17 protein-coding genes are annotated in these 16,824 nt (G+C 62.9%); 16 read left to right on the forward strand and 1 reads right to left on the reverse strand.

Features of this window, described 5'->3' with window-relative positions; all coding sequences use genetic code 11:
- The first annotated feature begins 90 nt into the window (after window positions 1–90).
- The 14 genes from tsaB (at window position 91) to ACLKMW_RS19820 (ending at window position 14,075) form a co-directional block, all read left to right on the forward strand.
- Window positions 91–783: a tRNA (adenosine(37)-N6)-threonylcarbamoyltransferase complex dimerization subunit type 1 TsaB gene (tsaB, locus tag ACLKMW_RS19755; RefSeq protein WP_415726228.1), complete on the forward strand. Its 693-nt coding sequence runs from the start codon at window positions 91–93 to the stop codon at window positions 781–783.
- Window positions 783–1,274: a ribosomal protein S18-alanine N-acetyltransferase gene (rimI, locus tag ACLKMW_RS19760; RefSeq protein ID WP_415726229.1), complete on the forward strand. Its 492-nt coding sequence runs from the start codon at window positions 783–785 to the stop codon at window positions 1,272–1,274. The genes tsaB and rimI overlap by 1 nt, the downstream gene beginning before the upstream one ends.
- Window positions 1,275–1,406: 132 nt before the next feature.
- The gene (gene olsA, locus ACLKMW_RS19765; protein WP_415726299.1) at window positions 1,407–2,213 is read left to right on the forward strand and encodes a lyso-ornithine lipid O-acyltransferase; all 807 of its coding nucleotides are present in this window, start codon (window positions 1,407–1,409) and stop codon (window positions 2,211–2,213) included.
- 41 nt (window positions 2,214–2,254) lie between these two features.
- Window positions 2,255–3,655 carry a tRNA (N6-isopentenyl adenosine(37)-C2)-methylthiotransferase MiaB gene (gene miaB, locus ACLKMW_RS19770; RefSeq protein WP_415726230.1) on the forward strand — a complete coding sequence of 467 codons (1,401 nt, stop codon included), beginning with the start codon at window positions 2,255–2,257 and terminating at the stop codon, window positions 3,653–3,655.
- 73 nt (window positions 3,656–3,728) lie between these two features.
- Window positions 3,729–4,724 (forward strand): PhoH family protein, encoded by a 996-nt coding sequence (locus tag ACLKMW_RS19775; RefSeq protein WP_415726300.1) that lies wholly within the window; start codon window positions 3,729–3,731, stop codon window positions 4,722–4,724.
- Window positions 4,725–4,740: 16 nt separating this feature from the next.
- Window positions 4,741–5,244 carry an rRNA maturation RNase YbeY gene (gene ybeY / locus ACLKMW_RS19780; protein WP_415726231.1) on the forward strand — a complete coding sequence of 168 codons (504 nt, stop codon included), beginning with the start codon at window positions 4,741–4,743 and terminating at the stop codon, window positions 5,242–5,244.
- A gap of 27 nt (window positions 5,245–5,271) precedes the next feature.
- Window positions 5,272–6,348: a hemolysin family protein gene (locus ACLKMW_RS19785; RefSeq protein ID WP_415726232.1), complete on the forward strand. Its 1,077-nt coding sequence runs from the start codon at window positions 5,272–5,274 to the stop codon at window positions 6,346–6,348.
- A 193-nt stretch (window positions 6,349–6,541) separates the two neighbouring features.
- A complete protein-coding gene (lnt, locus tag ACLKMW_RS19790) occupies window positions 6,542–8,134 on the forward strand; it encodes an apolipoprotein N-acyltransferase (protein WP_415726233.1) in 1,593 nt (530 codons plus the stop codon).
- A gap of 140 nt (window positions 8,135–8,274) precedes the next feature.
- Window positions 8,275–8,688: a helix-turn-helix domain-containing protein gene (locus tag ACLKMW_RS19795; protein ID WP_415726301.1), complete on the forward strand. Its 414-nt coding sequence runs from the start codon at window positions 8,275–8,277 to the stop codon at window positions 8,686–8,688.
- A 146-nt stretch (window positions 8,689–8,834) separates the two neighbouring features.
- Window positions 8,835–10,094, forward strand: coding sequence for a methionine adenosyltransferase (metK, locus tag ACLKMW_RS19800; protein WP_415726234.1), 1,260 nt, complete (start codon window positions 8,835–8,837; stop codon window positions 10,092–10,094).
- Window positions 10,095–10,112: 18 nt separating this feature from the next.
- Window positions 10,113–10,826 (forward strand): tRNA (guanine(46)-N(7))-methyltransferase TrmB, encoded by a 714-nt coding sequence (gene trmB / locus ACLKMW_RS19805; protein ID WP_415726235.1) that lies wholly within the window; start codon window positions 10,113–10,115, stop codon window positions 10,824–10,826.
- Window positions 10,827–11,106: 280 nt separating this feature from the next.
- Window positions 11,107–12,051 (forward strand): Bug family tripartite tricarboxylate transporter substrate binding protein, encoded by a 945-nt coding sequence (locus ACLKMW_RS19810; RefSeq protein WP_415726236.1) that lies wholly within the window; start codon window positions 11,107–11,109, stop codon window positions 12,049–12,051.
- A 12-nt stretch (window positions 12,052–12,063) separates the two neighbouring features.
- Window positions 12,064–12,546, forward strand: coding sequence for a tripartite tricarboxylate transporter TctB family protein (locus ACLKMW_RS19815; protein WP_415726237.1), 483 nt, complete (start codon window positions 12,064–12,066; stop codon window positions 12,544–12,546).
- An 11-nt stretch (window positions 12,547–12,557) separates the two neighbouring features.
- Window positions 12,558–14,075, forward strand: coding sequence for a tripartite tricarboxylate transporter permease (locus ACLKMW_RS19820; protein ID WP_415726238.1), 1,518 nt, complete (start codon window positions 12,558–12,560; stop codon window positions 14,073–14,075).
- A 16-nt stretch (window positions 14,076–14,091) separates the two neighbouring features.
- Here the strand turns inward: ACLKMW_RS19820 and ACLKMW_RS19825 are convergent, their stop codons facing one another.
- Window positions 14,092–14,256, reverse strand: a complete 165-nt coding sequence (locus ACLKMW_RS19825) for a hypothetical protein (protein WP_415726240.1) — start codon at window positions 14,254–14,256, stop codon at window positions 14,092–14,094.
- A 258-nt stretch (window positions 14,257–14,514) separates the two neighbouring features.
- Here ACLKMW_RS19825 and rimP point away from each other — a divergent pair, with 258 nt between their 5' ends.
- Window positions 14,515–15,156 carry a ribosome maturation factor RimP gene (gene rimP, locus ACLKMW_RS19830; protein WP_415726241.1) on the forward strand — a complete coding sequence of 214 codons (642 nt, stop codon included), beginning with the start codon at window positions 14,515–14,517 and terminating at the stop codon, window positions 15,154–15,156.
- A gap of 44 nt (window positions 15,157–15,200) precedes the next feature.
- On the forward strand, window positions 15,201–16,796 hold the full coding sequence (nusA, locus tag ACLKMW_RS19835; RefSeq protein ID WP_415726242.1) for a transcription termination factor NusA: 1,596 nt from the start codon (window positions 15,201–15,203) through the stop codon (window positions 16,794–16,796).
- Window positions 16,797–16,824 lie beyond the last annotated feature (28 nt).

Here is a 16,824-nt window from a genome sequence, read left to right on the forward strand (position 1 = left end):
GATCGGACCTCGCGGGATGCGTCACCACCCCCCTCTGCCCGATATTGCCCTCCGCAATGTCGAATATGACCGCCGGCGGCATCGTCTGTCATGAAGCTCCTTGCCATCGATTGTTCGGCCCGGCTTTGCGCGGCATGTGTCTATGACGCCAAGGCGCGCGCGGAACTCGGCCGCGTCGTGCTCGACATCGGCAAGGGTCATGCCGAGCATCTGATGGCGGTGGTCGAGGATGCGCTGAAAGGCGCTGGCATTGCCTTTCCCGATCTCGGCGCCATCGCCGTTTCCATCGGGCCGGGCTCGTTCACCGGAGTGCGGGTGGCCGTTTCCGCCGCACGCGGCTACGCGTTGGCGCTCGGCGTTCCGGCAATCGGCGTAACCACGCTGGAGGCCGTCGCGGCCGAGGCACGCGATGTACTGGGACCGCGCAATGTGCTTGCGGCGTTCGACGGCGGACGCGGGGAAATCCAGGCCGCACTTCACGATGCCGCCGGCGCGACAGTGTTTGCGCCTGCCGTCATCGATCTCGATCAAGCCGTTCAATTGGCGAGGGATCATTCCGCTGCGCTCGCCGGAACCGCGTCGCAGCAGATTGCCGCGATGCTTTCTCCCGATGAGATCGCTCTCGGACCGCTGGTGGCGACCGCCGACATTGCTGTCTATGCACGACTGGCTGCCGACGGACGAACCGGCGCCAGGCCGAAACCGCTTTATCTGCGTGAGCCCGATGCCAAGCCGCAGGCTGGCTTCGTGTTGCCGAGACGTGGGCCGGGAGAGAACAACTGATGCGAATTCCCTTTCTGCATCCGCGCCGTCGCGACTATTCCATCGAGCCGCTCGAAGGCGAGGACAGCGATGCGGTGGCGCTGCTGCACCAGGAGGATTTCACCAGGCCATGGACGGGTGACGAGTTCTCCGATCTGCTGGCGCAGGAAACCGTGTTCGGCTATGCCGCGCGTGAGATTGGGCAGGGCGCTGCCGCGCCTGTCGGGTTCGTTCTGGCCAGGCTTGCCGCCGGCGAGGGCGAAATCCTCACCGTGGCCGTTGCGCGTTCACATCGCCGCCAGGGCCTAGGCTGGCGGTTGATGGATGCGGTCCTGCGCGAACTTCATGCACAGCGCGCGGAATCGCTTTTTCTGGAGGTCGACGAAACCAACGCCGCCGCGATCGCGCTGTACCGGCGGCTTGGCTTTCGCGAGGTCGGGCAGCGCCCCGCCTATTATGCGACCAGCGGCGGGTCGAAGGGCGCGCTCGTCATGCGCCGCGATCTTCGCTAGAGCATCGGACCGAAAAGTGGAATCGGTTTTCGGCTTATTCCGATGCTCCATCAAAGTGTTAGAGCGTCCTTTGTGCGTCCAATTGGACGCACGGCGCTCTAGCCGGCGGATTTGATGGAGCGCGGCGCTGGAATGATCGGCGCGATCCGTGCGGGTCTGGCGCTTATGTTCGTCGCCATCGGGACGGCGGTGCTGGTTCCCTTGCAACTGCTTGCAGTGAAAACCGGCCTCTGCGGCGAGCATGTGCTGCTGCGGGCATGGCACCGCCTGGCTTTGCGGGCGCTCGGCATCCGCGTGCACGTGACGGGCAGCATGTCGTCGAAACGGCCGCTCCTGCTCGCCTCAAATCATATATCATGGACCGATGTCATGGTGTTGGGGTCGTTCAACGACCTTGCCTTCATCGCCAAGTCGGAGCTGGCCGGCTGGCCGCTACTGGGCAGCCTCGCGCGTCTGCAGCGAACCGTGTTCGTCGAACGAGACCGAAAGCGCAAATCGGGGGAGCAGGCAGGTGAGATCGCTGGTCGGCTGAGTGCCGGCGATGTCATGGTGCTGTTTGCCGAGGGCAGCACGGGCGACGGCAATCTGATGCTGCCGTTCAAGAGCACGCTGTTTGGCGCAGCCAGCATGGCGCTCAACGGCGATGCGGGCGAAACCGTCTTCATCCAGCCCGTTGCGATCGCCTATACACGGCTGCACGGCTTGCCTATGGGCCGCCGGCATCGCATGGTCGCTGCCTGGATCGGCGATATGGACCTCGTGCCGCACCTTTGGCGCCTGCTTGTGGAGGGCGCTCTCGATGTCGAGGTCCATTTCGGTGAGCCCATGGCATTCTGCGCCGGCATCAGCCGCAAGGAGGCCGCGCGCAAAGCCGAAGAACTGGTGCGCGCCATGATGCAGGACGCGCTGCGCAACCCTCGAGGCGGCAGACAGGGATAATTCGCTGTTTTTCGCCGCCGAAAAGCGTTAGAAGCCGCCGCATGAAACCAGACGAGATTTTGCAGGACAGAACCGCCACATCGGTGCCGACTGTCGCCGCGCCGGCCAGAAAGGTCTATGTCAAGACCTATGGCTGCCAGATGAATGTCTATGATTCACAGCGCATGACCGATGCGCTGGAAGCCGACGGCTATGTCGCCACACCCACCATCGACGACGCCGATCTGGTGCTGTTGAACACCTGCCATATCCGCGAAAAGGCGGCCGAAAAGGTTTATTCCGAGCTTGGCCGCATCCGTGACATGAAGGAGGAGCGGGCCGAGGCTGGGCGCGAACTGGTGATCGGCGTTACCGGCTGTGTCGCCCAGGCCGAAGGACGCGAGATCATTCGCCGCGCCCCGGCCGTCGACCTGGTGATCGGGCCGCAGACCTATCATCGCCTGCCCGAAGCGCTGAAGAAGGTGCGCGGCGGCGGCAAGGTGGTCGAGACGGACTATGCGCTCGACGACAAGTTCGAGCATCTGCCGCAGCCCAAGCGCACCGAGATCATCAGCCGCGGCGTCACCGCTTTCCTGACCGTACAGGAAGGTTGCGACAAGTTCTGCACTTTCTGCGTGGTGCCCTATACGCGCGGCTCGGAAGTTTCGCGGCCGGTCGCCCAGATCCTCGCCGAGGCCGAGCGGCTGGCCGAGGCGGGCGTGCGCGAGGTGACGCTGCTTGGCCAGAACGTCAATGCGTGGCATGGCGTGGGTCCGGATGGCAGCGAATGGGGGCTTGGCCGCCTGCTGTTTCGCCTGGCTGAAATTCCCGGACTGGCCCGGCTGCGCTACACCACCAGCCATCCGCGCGACATGGATGACGAGCTGATCGCCGCGCACCGCGATCTGGCCGCGCTGATGCCCTATCTGCATCTTCCGGTTCAGTCCGGGTCCGACCGCATGCTGAAGGCGATGAACCGCAAGCATTCGGCCGCCGACTACCTGCGGCTGATCGAGCGCATCAGAAACGCGCGCCCGGACATCGCCATGTCGGGAGATTTCATCGTCGGCTTCCCCGGCGAGACCGAAGCGGATTTCGAAGCGACCATGCAACTGGTCCGGAACGTCGGCTACGCTCAGGCGTTCTCGTTCAAATACTCGCCTCGCCCCGGCACACCGGGGGCCGAGCTGAAGGATCAGGTGGAGGAACCGGTCAAGGATGAGAGGCTGCAACGGTTGCAGGGCCTGTTGATGGACCAGCAGAGCGGATTCGTCGCGAGCCTGGTTGGCCGGACCATTGAGGCGCTGATCGAAAAGCCGGGCCGGCAGGCGGGTCAGATCGTCGGGCGCTCGCCTTGGCTGCAGCCCGTTATTCTTGATGAAAAGGCCGGCAGAATCGGCGACATTGTCAATGCACGAATCATGAGAACGGGCCATGCCAGCCTGTTCGCCGAACCGGCCTGATGGCTTCGGCAACAAGGAGAGACGCTTGAGCGCCAGGACGGATCTGAAGAAAGTGCCCTCCGGGGCGTCGGATATGGCGCACATCGTTCTGACCTTCGACAACAACAAGCTTGCCAGCGCCCTCTACGGTCAGTTCGACGAGAATCTGGCCCGCCTCGAACAGAAGCTCGGTGTCGATATCAATTCACGCGGCAATCAGCTGACCATCAAGGGCGATCCGACCGCCGCCGAACAGGCGCGCCGGGCGCTCGATCATCTCTATGGCATCTTGCAGAAGGGCGCCGAGATCGCCCAGTCGGATGTCGACGGCGCGGTCCGCATGGCGGTTGCCGCCGACGATCAGCTGACGCTGCCGACGCTGGAGCGCAAGGGAAAGATGGCTGCCGCGCAGATTGCCACGCGCAAGCGCACCATCTACGCCCGTTCGCTCAATCAGGATGCATATATGCGGGCGCTGGAGCGCTCCGAGCTTGTCTTCGGCATCGGTCCCGCAGGCACCGGCAAGACCTATCTTGCGGTTGCCCACGCCGCCATGCTTCTGGAGCGTGGCATGGTCGAGCGCATCATCCTGTCGCGACCGGCGGTGGAGGCCGGCGAGCGGCTGGGTTTCCTGCCCGGCGACATGAAGGAGAAGGTCGACCCCTATCTGCGCCCGCTCTATGATGCGCTCTACGACATGATGCCACCTGACAAGGTGGAACGCGCCATTGCCGCCGAAGTGATCGAAATCGCGCCGCTGGCCTTCATGCGCGGGCGCACGCTCTCCCATGCCGCCGTCATCCTGGATGAGGCGCAAAACACCACGACGATGCAGATGAAGATGTTTCTGACGCGTCTCGGTGAGAATTCGCGCATGATCGTCACCGGGGATCCTTCGCAGATCGACCTGCCGCCGAACACCAAGTCCGGGCTCGTCGAAGCCTTGCGCATTCTCGATGGCGTGCCTGGGGTGGTTACCGTACGCTTCAACGACAGCGACGTCGTCCGTCATCCGCTGGTGGCCGAGATCGTTCGCGCCTACGACCGCGATGGCAAGGTGGCGCGCGGCCTCGGGGCGACGGAAAGCTGATCAAGCACCATGCGCCATGACTGACGCGGGCCGAGACGCGCCGGCGTTTCCGGTAGAAATCGATCTTACGATCGAGGCGGGCGACTGGCCGGCCGACGAAGAGCTGAGCGCGCTCGCCCATGAGGCTGTCATGGCCGCGCTTGCCGAAGTGAGGGCAAAGGTCGCGGGTGGCAGCGAACTCAGCATCGTTTTTTCAGATGACGCACGGGTGCAAAAGCTGAACGCCGAATGGCGTGGCAAGGACAAGCCGACCAATGTGCTGTCCTTTCCGGCGTTTCCGATCGAGCCGGGAGCCGTTCTTCCGCCGCTTCTTGGCGATATCGTGCTTGCAGCCGAGACTGTTGCGCGCGAAGCTGCACTGGAAGAAAAACCACTGAGGCATCATATTACGCATCTCGTCGTGCATGGTCTGCTGCATCTCCTGGGCTACGACCACGAAACCGACGACGAGGCCGAAGAGATGGAAGCCCTGGAGCGCAGGACCCTGGCAAGGCTTGCCATTCCCGACCCCTACGGATAACAGAAAGCTGCAACCGACCGGAAGACGATGAACGACAAACCAGAGACTGCCGCAAATACCGATGCCGGCAGCGGCCATACGGCCACCGAGAACGCCGAAGACGGATCAAGTCACAGTCCGGCGAGCAGCGGTACATCTCCCGAAGCGCAGCAAGAGCGCCCTTCGTTCTTTGATCGGCTTGCCGGCCTGTTCCGTCATCGGAACGGATCGAGCCTGCGCGAGAACCTGACCGACGCGCTGGCGGAAAGCACCGTCGATGCGGAATCCTTTTCGCCCGGCGAACGCGCGATGCTGAACAATATTCTGCGTCTGCGTGAAGTTCGCGTCGAGGACGTCATGGTGCCGCGCGCCGACGTCGAGGCGGTGGAGCTGAAGACGACGCTCGGCGAACTCATGGTGGTGTTCGAGCAGTCCGGGCATTCGCGCATGCCGGTCTATGCCGAAACGCTGGATGATCCGCGTGGCATGGTCCACATTCGCGACGTGCTTGCCCATCTCACCCGTGTCGCCAGCGCCAGGAAAGGCCGGCGGTCCAAGAGGCCCGTGGCGGCTGCAGCGGCGCTGAACCTCGCCGAAGTCGATCTCTCGCGTACGATCGGCGAGCTCGACCTGATCCGCACCGTGCTGTTCGTGCCGCCGTCGATGCTGGCCTCCGACCTGATGGCGCGCATGCAGGCCTCTCGCACTCAAATGGCCCTTGTCATCGATGAGTATGGCGGCACCGACGGGCTGGTCTCCATGGAAGACATCGTCGAAACGGTGGTCGGCGACATCGAGGATGAGCACGACGACGATGAACCGCTGATAACCGAGGCCGCCGACGGCGTGTTCGTGGTCGATGCCAAGGCCGAGATCGATGACGTTGCCGAGAAGATCGGGGGCGAATTCGCGGCTGGCGAGCACGGCGAGTATGTCGATACGATCGGCGGCATGATCTTCAATGCGCTCGGACGGGTGCCGGCCCGCGGCGAAGTGGTCCAGGCGATACCGGGGTTCGAGTTCCATGTCCTCGACGCCGATCCGCGCCGCGTCAAACGTGTCCGCATCGTCCAGAGCCCGAAGGGCGAGCGCCGCCGTCGTACGGCGCGCGCGGAGCAGGCGTGAGGCGGGTTGGTCCCGGCAAAGCCCTCTGCATGATCTTCGCATGCCGAGCGTCCGCCTGGAAGCGAATGACGCTGCAGCAATCGAACCGGCGTGTAACCCCGAAAATCGGCTTCGGTTTCTGAGGTTACACGTTGCTTTTGGTTGCTGCGCCCGGATACTGCCGTCCGAACGAAAAAGGTGAGGGGCCGCGCATATGGAGCGCCTGACAGGGCGGATAATCTTGCTGTGGGGCTGGCGCCGCTCGCTCACTGCCTTTCTGGCAGGCGCGTTCGCTGTCCTGTCGCAGGCGCCCTACGATTTTTTCGCCGTCTGCTTCATCTCGTTTCCGGTTCTCGTCTGGCTGCTCGATGGCGCGACGGTTGCGCCCCGAAGCGGCGCCTTGCGGCGCATCGCGCCGGCCTTCGCCATCGGCTGGTGGTTCGGCTTCGGCTATTTCCTTGCCGGACTCTGGTGGGTCGGTGGCGCGGTGCTGGTGGAGGCCGAGAGCTTTGCCTGGGCCCTGCCTTTCGCGGTGTTCGGCATTCCCGCGCTGCTCGCATTCTTCTACGGCTTTGCCTGCGCGGTAGCGCGGCCACTATGGAGCAACGGCCTCGGACGTATTGCGGCCCTTGCCTTCGCCTTTGGCCTCGCTGAATGGCTGCGGTCGTTTCTGTTCACCGGCTTTCCGTGGAATGCGATCGGCTATGCCGCGATGCCGGTGCCGCTGATGATGCAAAGCGCGTCGGCGGTCGGCATGGTCGGCATGAACGTGCTTGCCGTCTTCGTCTTCGCCTTGCCGGCCCTGTTCGCAGACAGGCGCCACTTGCGGCTTGGTCTGACGCTTGGAGCCGTGCTTGTCACGGCGCACCTCGCCTTCGGCTATGTCAGGCTTGCAACGCCGGCGACTGCCGATGGACCCACGCTTGCCGTAAGAATCGTCCAGCCGGACATCGACCTCAGCGAAAAATGGGATGCAGATGTGCGCGATCGCATTTTCCGCACGATGCTGGAACTTTCGGCAAAGCCGCCCGAAGCGGGGCAGCCTGTCCCGCAACTGATCCTGTGGCCGGAAACCTCCGTGCCGTTTTTCTTCACCGAGCGGCCGGATGCCCTGACGGCGCTTGGCGAGATGCTTGGCGATGGTCAACTGCTGGTCGCCGGCGCGATGCGTGAGGAGAGTGGACGCGCGACCGGGGAGGAGACCCGCTACTACAACTCGGTGATCGCCATCAACGACAAGGGGGAAATCGTCGATGCGGTCGACAAGGTGCATCTGGTGCCGTTCGGCGAATATATGCCTTTCGCCGATCTGCTTGCCCGCTTCGGCCTCGAGCAGGTGGTGGCCGGTCCGATGAACCTGTCGCCGGGAGCAAGCCGCCACGCCATTGCCGCGCCGAACGGACTTCGTGCCCTGCCGTTTGTCTGTTATGAAATAATATTTCCCGACCTGATTGCGGTTGACGCAACGTCAGCAGATATTATTGTCAATGTTACGAACGACGCATGGTTCGGCGATACGCCGGGTCCATACCAGCATTTCCGACAAGCGCAGGTCCGCGCAGTTGAGACGGGGCTTCCATTGGTACGTGCCGCCAATACAGGAATTTCCGGGCTGGTGGACCCGCAAGGACGCATTGTCGACGCTTTGGCGATCAACGTTCGCGGTGTCATCGACGCGAGCATTCCTTCCTATCGGAGGGATGCGCGTGTAGCTGGCGGCGCGCGCGTTAACGGTTTGATTATTCTCTTTGTTTTTGGAGCGTTGGGCCTTGGAATGGTGTTGCGGCAAGGACTCCGACCGAATTGACAGCTTATATTGCGAAAATCCATAGTCCTGGCCGGGCGGACTTGGCAGACGAAAATATGGAACGGCCATCAATTCCGCTTCCCGCGCGAACAGCTACTGCCCCCAATCAAAAACGCCGGAAAGGCGATGAGGAACAAATGATCGATCAGGATAAGAAGAAGCCGAATCCAACGGACATCTATGTTGGGAGTCGAATTCGACTGCGCCGCAACATGCTGGGAATGAGCCAGGAGACCCTGGGCGAGAAGTTGGGAATTACCTTTCAGCAGATACAGAAATACGAAAAAGGTACAAACCGCGTCGGTGCCAGTCGGTTGCAGGCGATCGCCTCGGTGCTTGGCGCCCCGGTCTCGTTCTTCTTCGAGGGTTCGCCGACGGAAGGCGGCGCCCCTGGCCAGGGTTTTGCCGAGGATGCGTCGTCGGCCTTTTCGCTCGATTTCTGCACGACCCCCGAGGGGCTTCAGCTCAATCGTGCCTTCGTCAAGATCGCGGATGTGAAGGTGCGCCGCAAGATCATCGATCTCGTCAAGGTGCTCGCCGCAGACGACGAATGACGCGCCTGGGAAACGGCGAGGACCCAATCCCACAAACGCCTTGAGCCACGCAAAATGCTGCCTTGACGAGCTCTGATCCTGTTGGCTAACAGGTATGCCGTCAGAACGCGGCATTCTGCCGTTCGTTTTTTCCAGAGGGGACACCCGTGACACGGCAGAACTATCTTTTCACTTCCGAATCCGTTTCGGAGGGCCACCCTGACAAGGTCTGCGACCGCATTTCCGACGAAATCGTCGACCTGGTCTATCGCGAAGCCAAGAAGGCCGGCATGAACGCGTGGGACGTGCGCGTTGCTTGCGAAACCCTGGCCACAACCAATCGCGTCATCATTGCCGGCGAGGTCCGCGTTCCGCCGACGCTTTTGAAGATGGGCAAGGACGGCAAGCCGCTGATGGACGCGAGCGGCCACCCGGTCATCAATCCGTCGAAGTTCCGCACCGCCGCGCGCAAGGCCATCCGGGCCATCGGTTATGAGCAGAACGGTTTCCACTGGAAGACCGCCAAGATCGACGTGCTTCTGCACGCGCAGTCGGCCGATATCGCTCAGGGCGTCGACAAGGCGGCCGACGCCAATACGGAAGGCGCCGGCGACCAGGGCATCATGTTTGGCTACGCCTGCCGCGAAACGCCGGATCTGATGCCGGCGCCGATCTATTACAGCCACAAGGTTCTGGAACTGCTTTCAAGCGCTCGCCGCGAAGGCAAGGGCGACGTCGGCAGGCTCGGCCCGGATGCCAAGAGCCAGATCACCGTGCGTTACGATGGCGGCAAGCCATCCGAGGTGACCTCGATCGTGCTCTCCACCCAGCACCTTGATTCGAGCTGGGATTCCGGCAAGGTCCGCACCGTCGTGGAGCCCTATATCCGCGAAGCGCTCGGAGACCTGAAAATCGCCGACGACTGCAACTGGTACATCAATCCGACCGGCAAGTTCGTCATCGGTGGTCCTGACGGCGATGCCGGCCTCACCGGGCGCAAGATCATCGTCGACACCTATGGCGGTGCCGCCCCCCATGGCGGCGGCGCGTTCTCGGGCAAGGACACGACCAAGGTCGATCGTTCGGCGGCCTATGCCGCGCGCTATCTTGCCAAGAACGTCGTGGCGGCCAAGCTTGCCGAGCGCTGCACGATCCAGCTTTCCTATGCCATCGGCGTGGCGCAGCCGCTGTCGGTCTATGTCGACCTGCACGAGACCGGCTCCGTCGAAGCGTCGGTGCTCGAAAAGGCGCTGCGCGAGGTGATGGACCTGTCGCCCTCCGGCATTCGCCGCCATCTCGACCTCAACAAGCCGATCTACGCGAAAACCACCGCCTACGGCCATTTCGGCCGCAAGCCCGGCCGTGACGGCTCCTTCTCGTGGGAGAGGACCGACCTGGTCAAGGCGATCAAGGAAGCCGTGGCCTGACGCCGCGGAGCCGGTGCCATGAACACTGAAGACAGGCGTGGCACTTACGCCAGCCGCGCGACCGAAGCGTTCTTCGGCCGTCGGCACGGGAAGACGATCCGGCCGCAACAGGCCGCAGCCCTTGAGTCCGGCCTGAAGAGATACGGGCTGGACCTGGGGGGAGCGGTGCCGGCAAGTCTGCCCGCGCTGTTTTCCGCGCCGGTGACCGACATACGTCTGGAGATCGGCTTCGGCGGCGGTGAGCATCTTCTCCACGCCGCTCGCGGCAACCCGCAGACCGGTTTCATCGGCGTCGAGCCATTCGTCAACGGCATGGCGCGGCTGATGACGTCACTGGCCGAGACCCCGCTGGAAAATCTGCGGGTCTATGACGACGATGCCACCAGAGTGCTCGACTGGCTGCCCGATGCATGTCTTTCGGGCATCGACCTTCTTTATCCCGATCCCTGGCCCAAGAAGAAGCACTGGAAACGGCGGTTCGTCAGTCCGACCAATCTGGATCGCTTCGCCCGCGTCATGAAAAGCGGCGCGAGGTTTCGTTTCGCTTCGGACATCGACACTTATGTGAACTGGACCCTGATGCACTGCCGGGCACACGGCGCGTTTGAGTGGCAGGCCAAGGATGCCGACGACTGGCATCAGCCTTACAAGGACTGGATTCGCACGCGCTACGAGGCGAAAGCGGTCCGCGAAGGGCGTCGGCCGGCCTATCTGACATTCGTACGGGTCTGATCGAACCTGGTCTCGGCTCGATGAAACGATGGCTTGCGAGGCCGGTATTGTGCTGCCAAGATGCGGCGCATCGCGCAGGCTGCAAACCCAGTCGGCGGGGAAGCTTGGGAGGATTTCAATATCCATTTCAGAAGCTTGCACCAGAGCCCCGGCAAGCTGCAATTTTCCATCTCTGTCAACCGGGGCATTCGGCAGGCGCGGCAGGTTCTTTTCGCCGCAACATTTTCACAGCGGTTCCGCTCCTTGGGGGAGACGGGCTGACAACCAAGGAGGAAACACCGTGAGACATTTCCTGATCGCGTCCCTACTCGGCGGCTTGCTGGCCCTGCCGGCGCATGCCGCCGACTACAAGATCATGGCGCCGGCGGCCCCGGGCGGCGGCTGGGACCAGACGGCACGGACCATGCAGACCGCCCTTCAGGATGAGAAGATTTCGTCGAACGTGCAGGTCACCAACGTTCCGGGCGCCGGCGGCACGATCGGCCTTGCCCAGTTCGTCAATCAGGCGAAGGGCGATCCCTCGCAACTGATCGTCGGCGGCTATGTCATGGTCGGTGCGATCCTGACCAATGCCTCGCCGGTTTCTCTCGATCAGGTGACGCCTATCGCCAGGTTGACCGGCGAGTATGAGGCGGTGGTCGTTCCGGCGGCCTCCGACATCAAGGACATGGCCGGCCTGGTCGAGAAATTGAAGGCCGATCCCGGCGCGGTTTCCTGGGCAGGCGGCTCGGCCGGTGGTACCGACCACATCACAGCCGGTCTCATCGCCAAGGCCGTCGGTGTCGATCCGACCAAGATCAACTACATTGCCTTTTCCGGCGGCGGCGAGGCGCTGGCGGCTATCCTCGGCGGGCAGGTGACGGTGGGCATCTCCGGCTATGGCGAGTTCGAATCGCAGATCAAGGCTGGCGAACTGCGCATCATCGGCATTTCCAGCGATGAGAAGATCGAAGGTATCGACGCGCCGACCTTCAAGGAAGGCGGCGTGGATGTGTCGATCCAGAACTGGCGCATGGTGGCTGCCGCACCTGACATAACAGACGAGCAGAAGGCGGCGATCACCGCCGACATCGACAAGATGGTGACGTCGAAAACCTGGCAGGATGCGCTTGCCGCCAAGGGATGGGCAAACACCTATCTGGCCGGCGACGAATTCAAGGCGCAGCTTGCCAAGGACATCGAATCGACCTCGGCCATCCTGAAAGAGATCGGCTTGGTCAAATAATCGGAAAGCCAGATGACCGACAAAGGCTCCAGCGCCGGGCGCCGCGCCGACAAGGCGGCGCTCGTCATCGCGGCTGCACTGGCAGGCATTGCCGCACTCATCGGCTGGAGCACCTATTCGATGGGCGGGGCAGCGAGCTATTCGCGCCTCGGCCCGACCGCCTTCCCCTATGCGATCGCCGGTGGCCTGTTCATCCTGGCGATCTGGACGGTGTTTGAGGCACTCCGCAACGACTTCCCCAAACGCGAGCCGCAGAAATTCGGCCCGGTGGTTTGGATCGTCGGCGGTCTCGTGGCGCAGATGCTGCTGCTTGGCGTCGCCGGTTTTTCCATAGCGACCGGACTGCTGTTTGCCGCCACTGCGCGGGGATTCGGCCGTGGGCCTCTATGGATGACCATTCCGCTTGGAATAGTGCTTTCCTTCGTCGTCTGGTTCATTTTCGCCAAGGGCCTCAAGCTCACTTTGCCTGCCGGCCCGCTCGAGCGGCTGATTTAGCGAGATAGAGCATGGATACATTCGCTCTGCTGGCCCAAGGCTTCCTGGTGGCGCTCGAGCCGATCAATCTCTTCTATGCGCTGCTCGGTGTCACGCTCGGCACGGCAGTGGGCGTGCTGCCCGGCATCGGGCCGGCGCTGACGGTGGCGCTCTTGCTACCCGTCACCTACAAGCTCGATCCGGCGGGGTCGCTGATCATGTTCGCCGGCATCTATTATGGCGGCATGTATGGCGGCTCGACCACTTCCATCCTGCTCAACACGCCGGGTGAAAGTGCCTCAATCGTCACCGCGCTCGAAGGCAACAAGATGGCCCGCAAGGGCAGGGGTGGGCCGGCGCTCGCGACAGCGGCAATCGGTTCCTTTATCGCCGGTCTCATCGCCACTGCCGGTTTGGCGCTTATCGCACCCTGGATAGTCAAGTTCGCTCTTTCCTTCGGACCGGCGGAATATTTTGCGCTGATGGTGCTGGCCTTCATGACGGTTTCGGCGGCATTCGGCGATTCCTCGCTGCGCGGCCTGACCGCCTTGTTCATCGGCTTGACGCTCGGGCTGATCGGCATCGATCTGCAAACCGGCCAGGCGCGGCTGGCCTTCGGCGTTCCCGACCTGCTCGACGGCATCGAGGTGACGACGCTTGCGGTTGCGTTGTTTGCCATCGGCGAAACGCTGGCGGTCGCCGCTTCCACCACCGCCGGCGGCGAGCGAGTCGAGCCGGTGAGAGGTTCGGTATGGATGAACCGGGAGGACTGGTCGCGCTCCTGGATGCCGTGGCTGCGCGGCACGGCAATCGGTTTCCCGATCGGCGCCATGCCGGCCGGCGGCGCCGAGATCGGCACCTTCCTGTCCTATTCGGTGGAAAAGCAGTTGACCAACAAGCCGGAGGAGTTCGGCCATGGAGCGATCGAAGGCGTTGCCGGACCGGAGGCCGCCAACAATGCTTCGGCGGCGGGAACGCTGGTGCCGCTTCTGACCCTTGGTTTGCCGACAACCGCCACCGCCGCCATCATGCTTGCCGGCTTCCAGCAATTCGGCCTTCAGCCGGGACCGCTGCTCTTCACCAACAATTCAGCACTTGTCTGGGGGCTGATTGCCAGCCTGCTGGTTGCAAACTTCATGCTGCTGGTGCTGAACCTGCCCTTGATCGGCCTGTGGGTGAGGCTGCTGTCGATCCCGCGCCACTGGCTCTATGCAGGCATCCTGGTATTCGCCACGCTCGGCACGATCGGCGCCAATCCGTCGACATTCGAGCTTGGAATACTCCTCGCCTTCGGACTGCTCGGCTATCTGCTGCGCCAGTTCGGTTACCCGATCGCCCCGGTCGTGGTCGGCTTGATCCTGGGGCCGCTCGCCGAACAGCAATTGCGACGCGCATTGGCGATCAGCCAGGGCGATCTCACGGTTCTCGTGCAGTCGCCGATTTCGATCGTCCTTCTGCTGCTTGCGGCGGCGGCGGTTATTGTCCCGCTGGTGTTGCGTGCCCGAGGCAAGGGCAAGCTGTTGTCGCAGCTTGCGGCCGACGAGGATTGACGTCGGCGAACGTTGTTCAGAAGTTCCTGATCTTGCGGAACTGCTCGGCATCGATACCGAGGCCGCGCAGGTCGCGGGCGCGCGGCTGGCGACCATAACTGACGGCTGAGGCCGCAGCGATCGCGTTGCCGAACACCTGGAGGAATTCGCCGATTTTCAAGCTCTGCTGACGATTTGACATTGCGACGCCCTTTCTTTTTGTGCGTTGCAACATAAATGGGGTTTGGAGCCCGTTCGTGCCAGTGTCCGCGGCGCAAGGCTCCCATGCGCCAGTCGCAGGGATGCCGGCGGTGCGGAAAACCGGAGCATGGTGGAGGCCGGGCCTTGCCATCAACGGCGCCATCCTCTATGTAATGTGGAAATTCTTGGTCGGTATGACGAAGAGTGGGTCCACCCGGTCCCGCTCTTTTTTGTTAACTGGCCCAGCTTCGGAACGGGAATGACGGCAGAAACGAGCGGAATCGCTGGAGACGACAGGATCGTCCGCGAAAGCGGCATAGACGCCCGCGTGGCCTCGATTGTCGCGCCGGTGTTGCGCGGAATTGGTTTTCGGCTGGTGCGTGTGCGGCTGTCCGGGCAAAACGGCCTGACCCTGCAGATCATGGCCGAGCGCGAAGACGGCACGATGACGGTCGAGGATTGCGAAGAGGTCAGCCGTGCGGTTTCGCCGGCGCTCGATGTCGACGATCCGATCGACAGGGCCTATCATCTGGAAGTGTCGTCGCCCGGTATCGACCGGCCGCTGGTGCGCAAGGCGGATTTCGTCACCTGGCGAGGTCATTTGGCCCGCATCGAAACCTCGATCCTCGTTGCCGGCCGCAAGCGGTTTCGCGGCAAGATCGCCGAGACCACCGAAGATGGCGTCGCAATCGAGCGCGACAAGCCGGCCGACGATGAAGGCCCGACGGCGTTCGTTCCGTTCGACACGATTGCCGACGCAAGGCTGATCCTGACCGACGACCTGATCCGGGATGCCCTGAGCAAGGACAACCAGGCGCGCAAGGAAGCCAGGAAGCGCCGTGGCGAGCCCGAGGAAGACGACGCGGACGAAGGCGCGGAAGACGAAACCGGAACTGATTGAACAGCAGGCGGGATGGCTCGCCGGCACCGTTCAGGGAGACGAAAATGGTAGTAACTGCCAACAGACTTGAATTGCTGCAGATCGCAGATGCGGTCGCGCGCGAAAAGTCGATCGACAAGCAAATCGTCATCGACGCCATGGCGGACGCGATCCAGAAGGCGGCGCGCTCGCGCTACGGTCAGGAAACCAACATCCGCGCCGATATCAATCCCAACACCGGCGAAATGAAGCTCCAGCGCTTGATGGAGGTCGTCGAAACTGTCGAGGACTATGCCACGCAGATCGCGCTGTTGACGGCCCGCGAGCGCAATCCGGACGCGCAGGTCGGCGATTTCATTGCCGAGCAGCTTCCGCCGATGGAGTTCGGCCGCATCGCTGCCCAGTCGGCCAAGCAGGTCATCGTGCAGAAAGTGCGCGAAGCCGAGCGCGACCGCCAATATGACGAATACAAGGATCGCATCGGCGAGATCGTCAACGGCACGGTCAAGCGGGTCGAATACGGCAATGTCATCGTCGATCTGGGGCGCGGCGAGGCGATCATCCGCCGTGACGAGCTGATCCCACGCGAAAACTACAAATATGGCGATCGCGTCCGCGCCTATGTCTACGATGTGCGCCGCGAACAGCGCGGCCCGCAGATTTTCCTGTCGCGCACCCATCCGCAGTTCATGGCCAAGCTTTTCACCATGGAAGTGCCGGAAATCTACGACGGCATCATCGAGATCAAGTCGGTGGCCCGTGATCCGGGCTCGCGCGCCAAGATCGCCGTCATCTCCCGCGACAGCTCGATCGATCCGGTCGGCGCCTGCGTCGGCATGCGCGGTTCGCGCGTTCAGGCCGTCGTCGGCGAGCTGCAGGGCGAGAAGATCGACATCATTCCGTGGTCGCCTTCGGCCGCTTCCTTCATCGTCAACGCGCTGCAGCCGGCGGAAGTCGCCAAGGTTGTGCTGGACGAGGATGCCGAGCGCATCGAGGTGGTGGTGCCTGACGACCAGTTGTCGCTGGCCATTGGCCGTCGTGGCCAGAATGTGCGCCTCGCCTCCCAGCTTACCGGCTGGGATATCGACATCCTGACCGAGCAGGAAGAGTCCGAGCGGCGCCAGAAGGAATTCGTCGAGCGCTCCAACCTGTTCATGGACGCGCTGAATGTCGACGAGATGGTCGGCCAGGTGCTCGCCTCGGAAGGCTTCACCAGCGTCGAGGAAGTCGCCTATGTCGATTCCGACGAGATTTCGTCGATCGACGGCTTCGACGAGGACACCGCGAGCGAGATCCAGGCGCGCGCCAAGGAATATCTCGACAGGATCGAGGCCGAGCATGACAGCCGCCGTCTCGAGCTCGGCGTTTCCGACGAATTGCGCGAAATTCCCGGCGTCACCACGGCGATGCTGGTGGCGCTCGGCGAGGACGGGGTCAAGACGATCGAGGACTTTGCCGGCTATGCGGTGGACGATCTGGTCGGCTGGAAGGAACGCAAGGACGGCGAGACCAAGTTCTTCCCCGGCGTTCTGGCAAGCTTCGGCACCTCGCGCGCCGAGGCCGAGCAGATGGTCATGGCCGCGCGCCTGAAGGCTGGCTGGATCACGCAGGACGAAGCGGCCGCCGAAGAAGACACGTCTTCCGAAGCCACCGGTGCGTGAGGTGAACACGCATCGAAACGCCGTTGGA

It is taken from the genome of Borborobacter xinjiangensis, assembly GCF_047739745.1.
In the GTDB taxonomy this organism is placed as follows: domain Bacteria; phylum Pseudomonadota; class Alphaproteobacteria; order Rhizobiales; family Rhizobiaceae; genus Pseudaminobacter.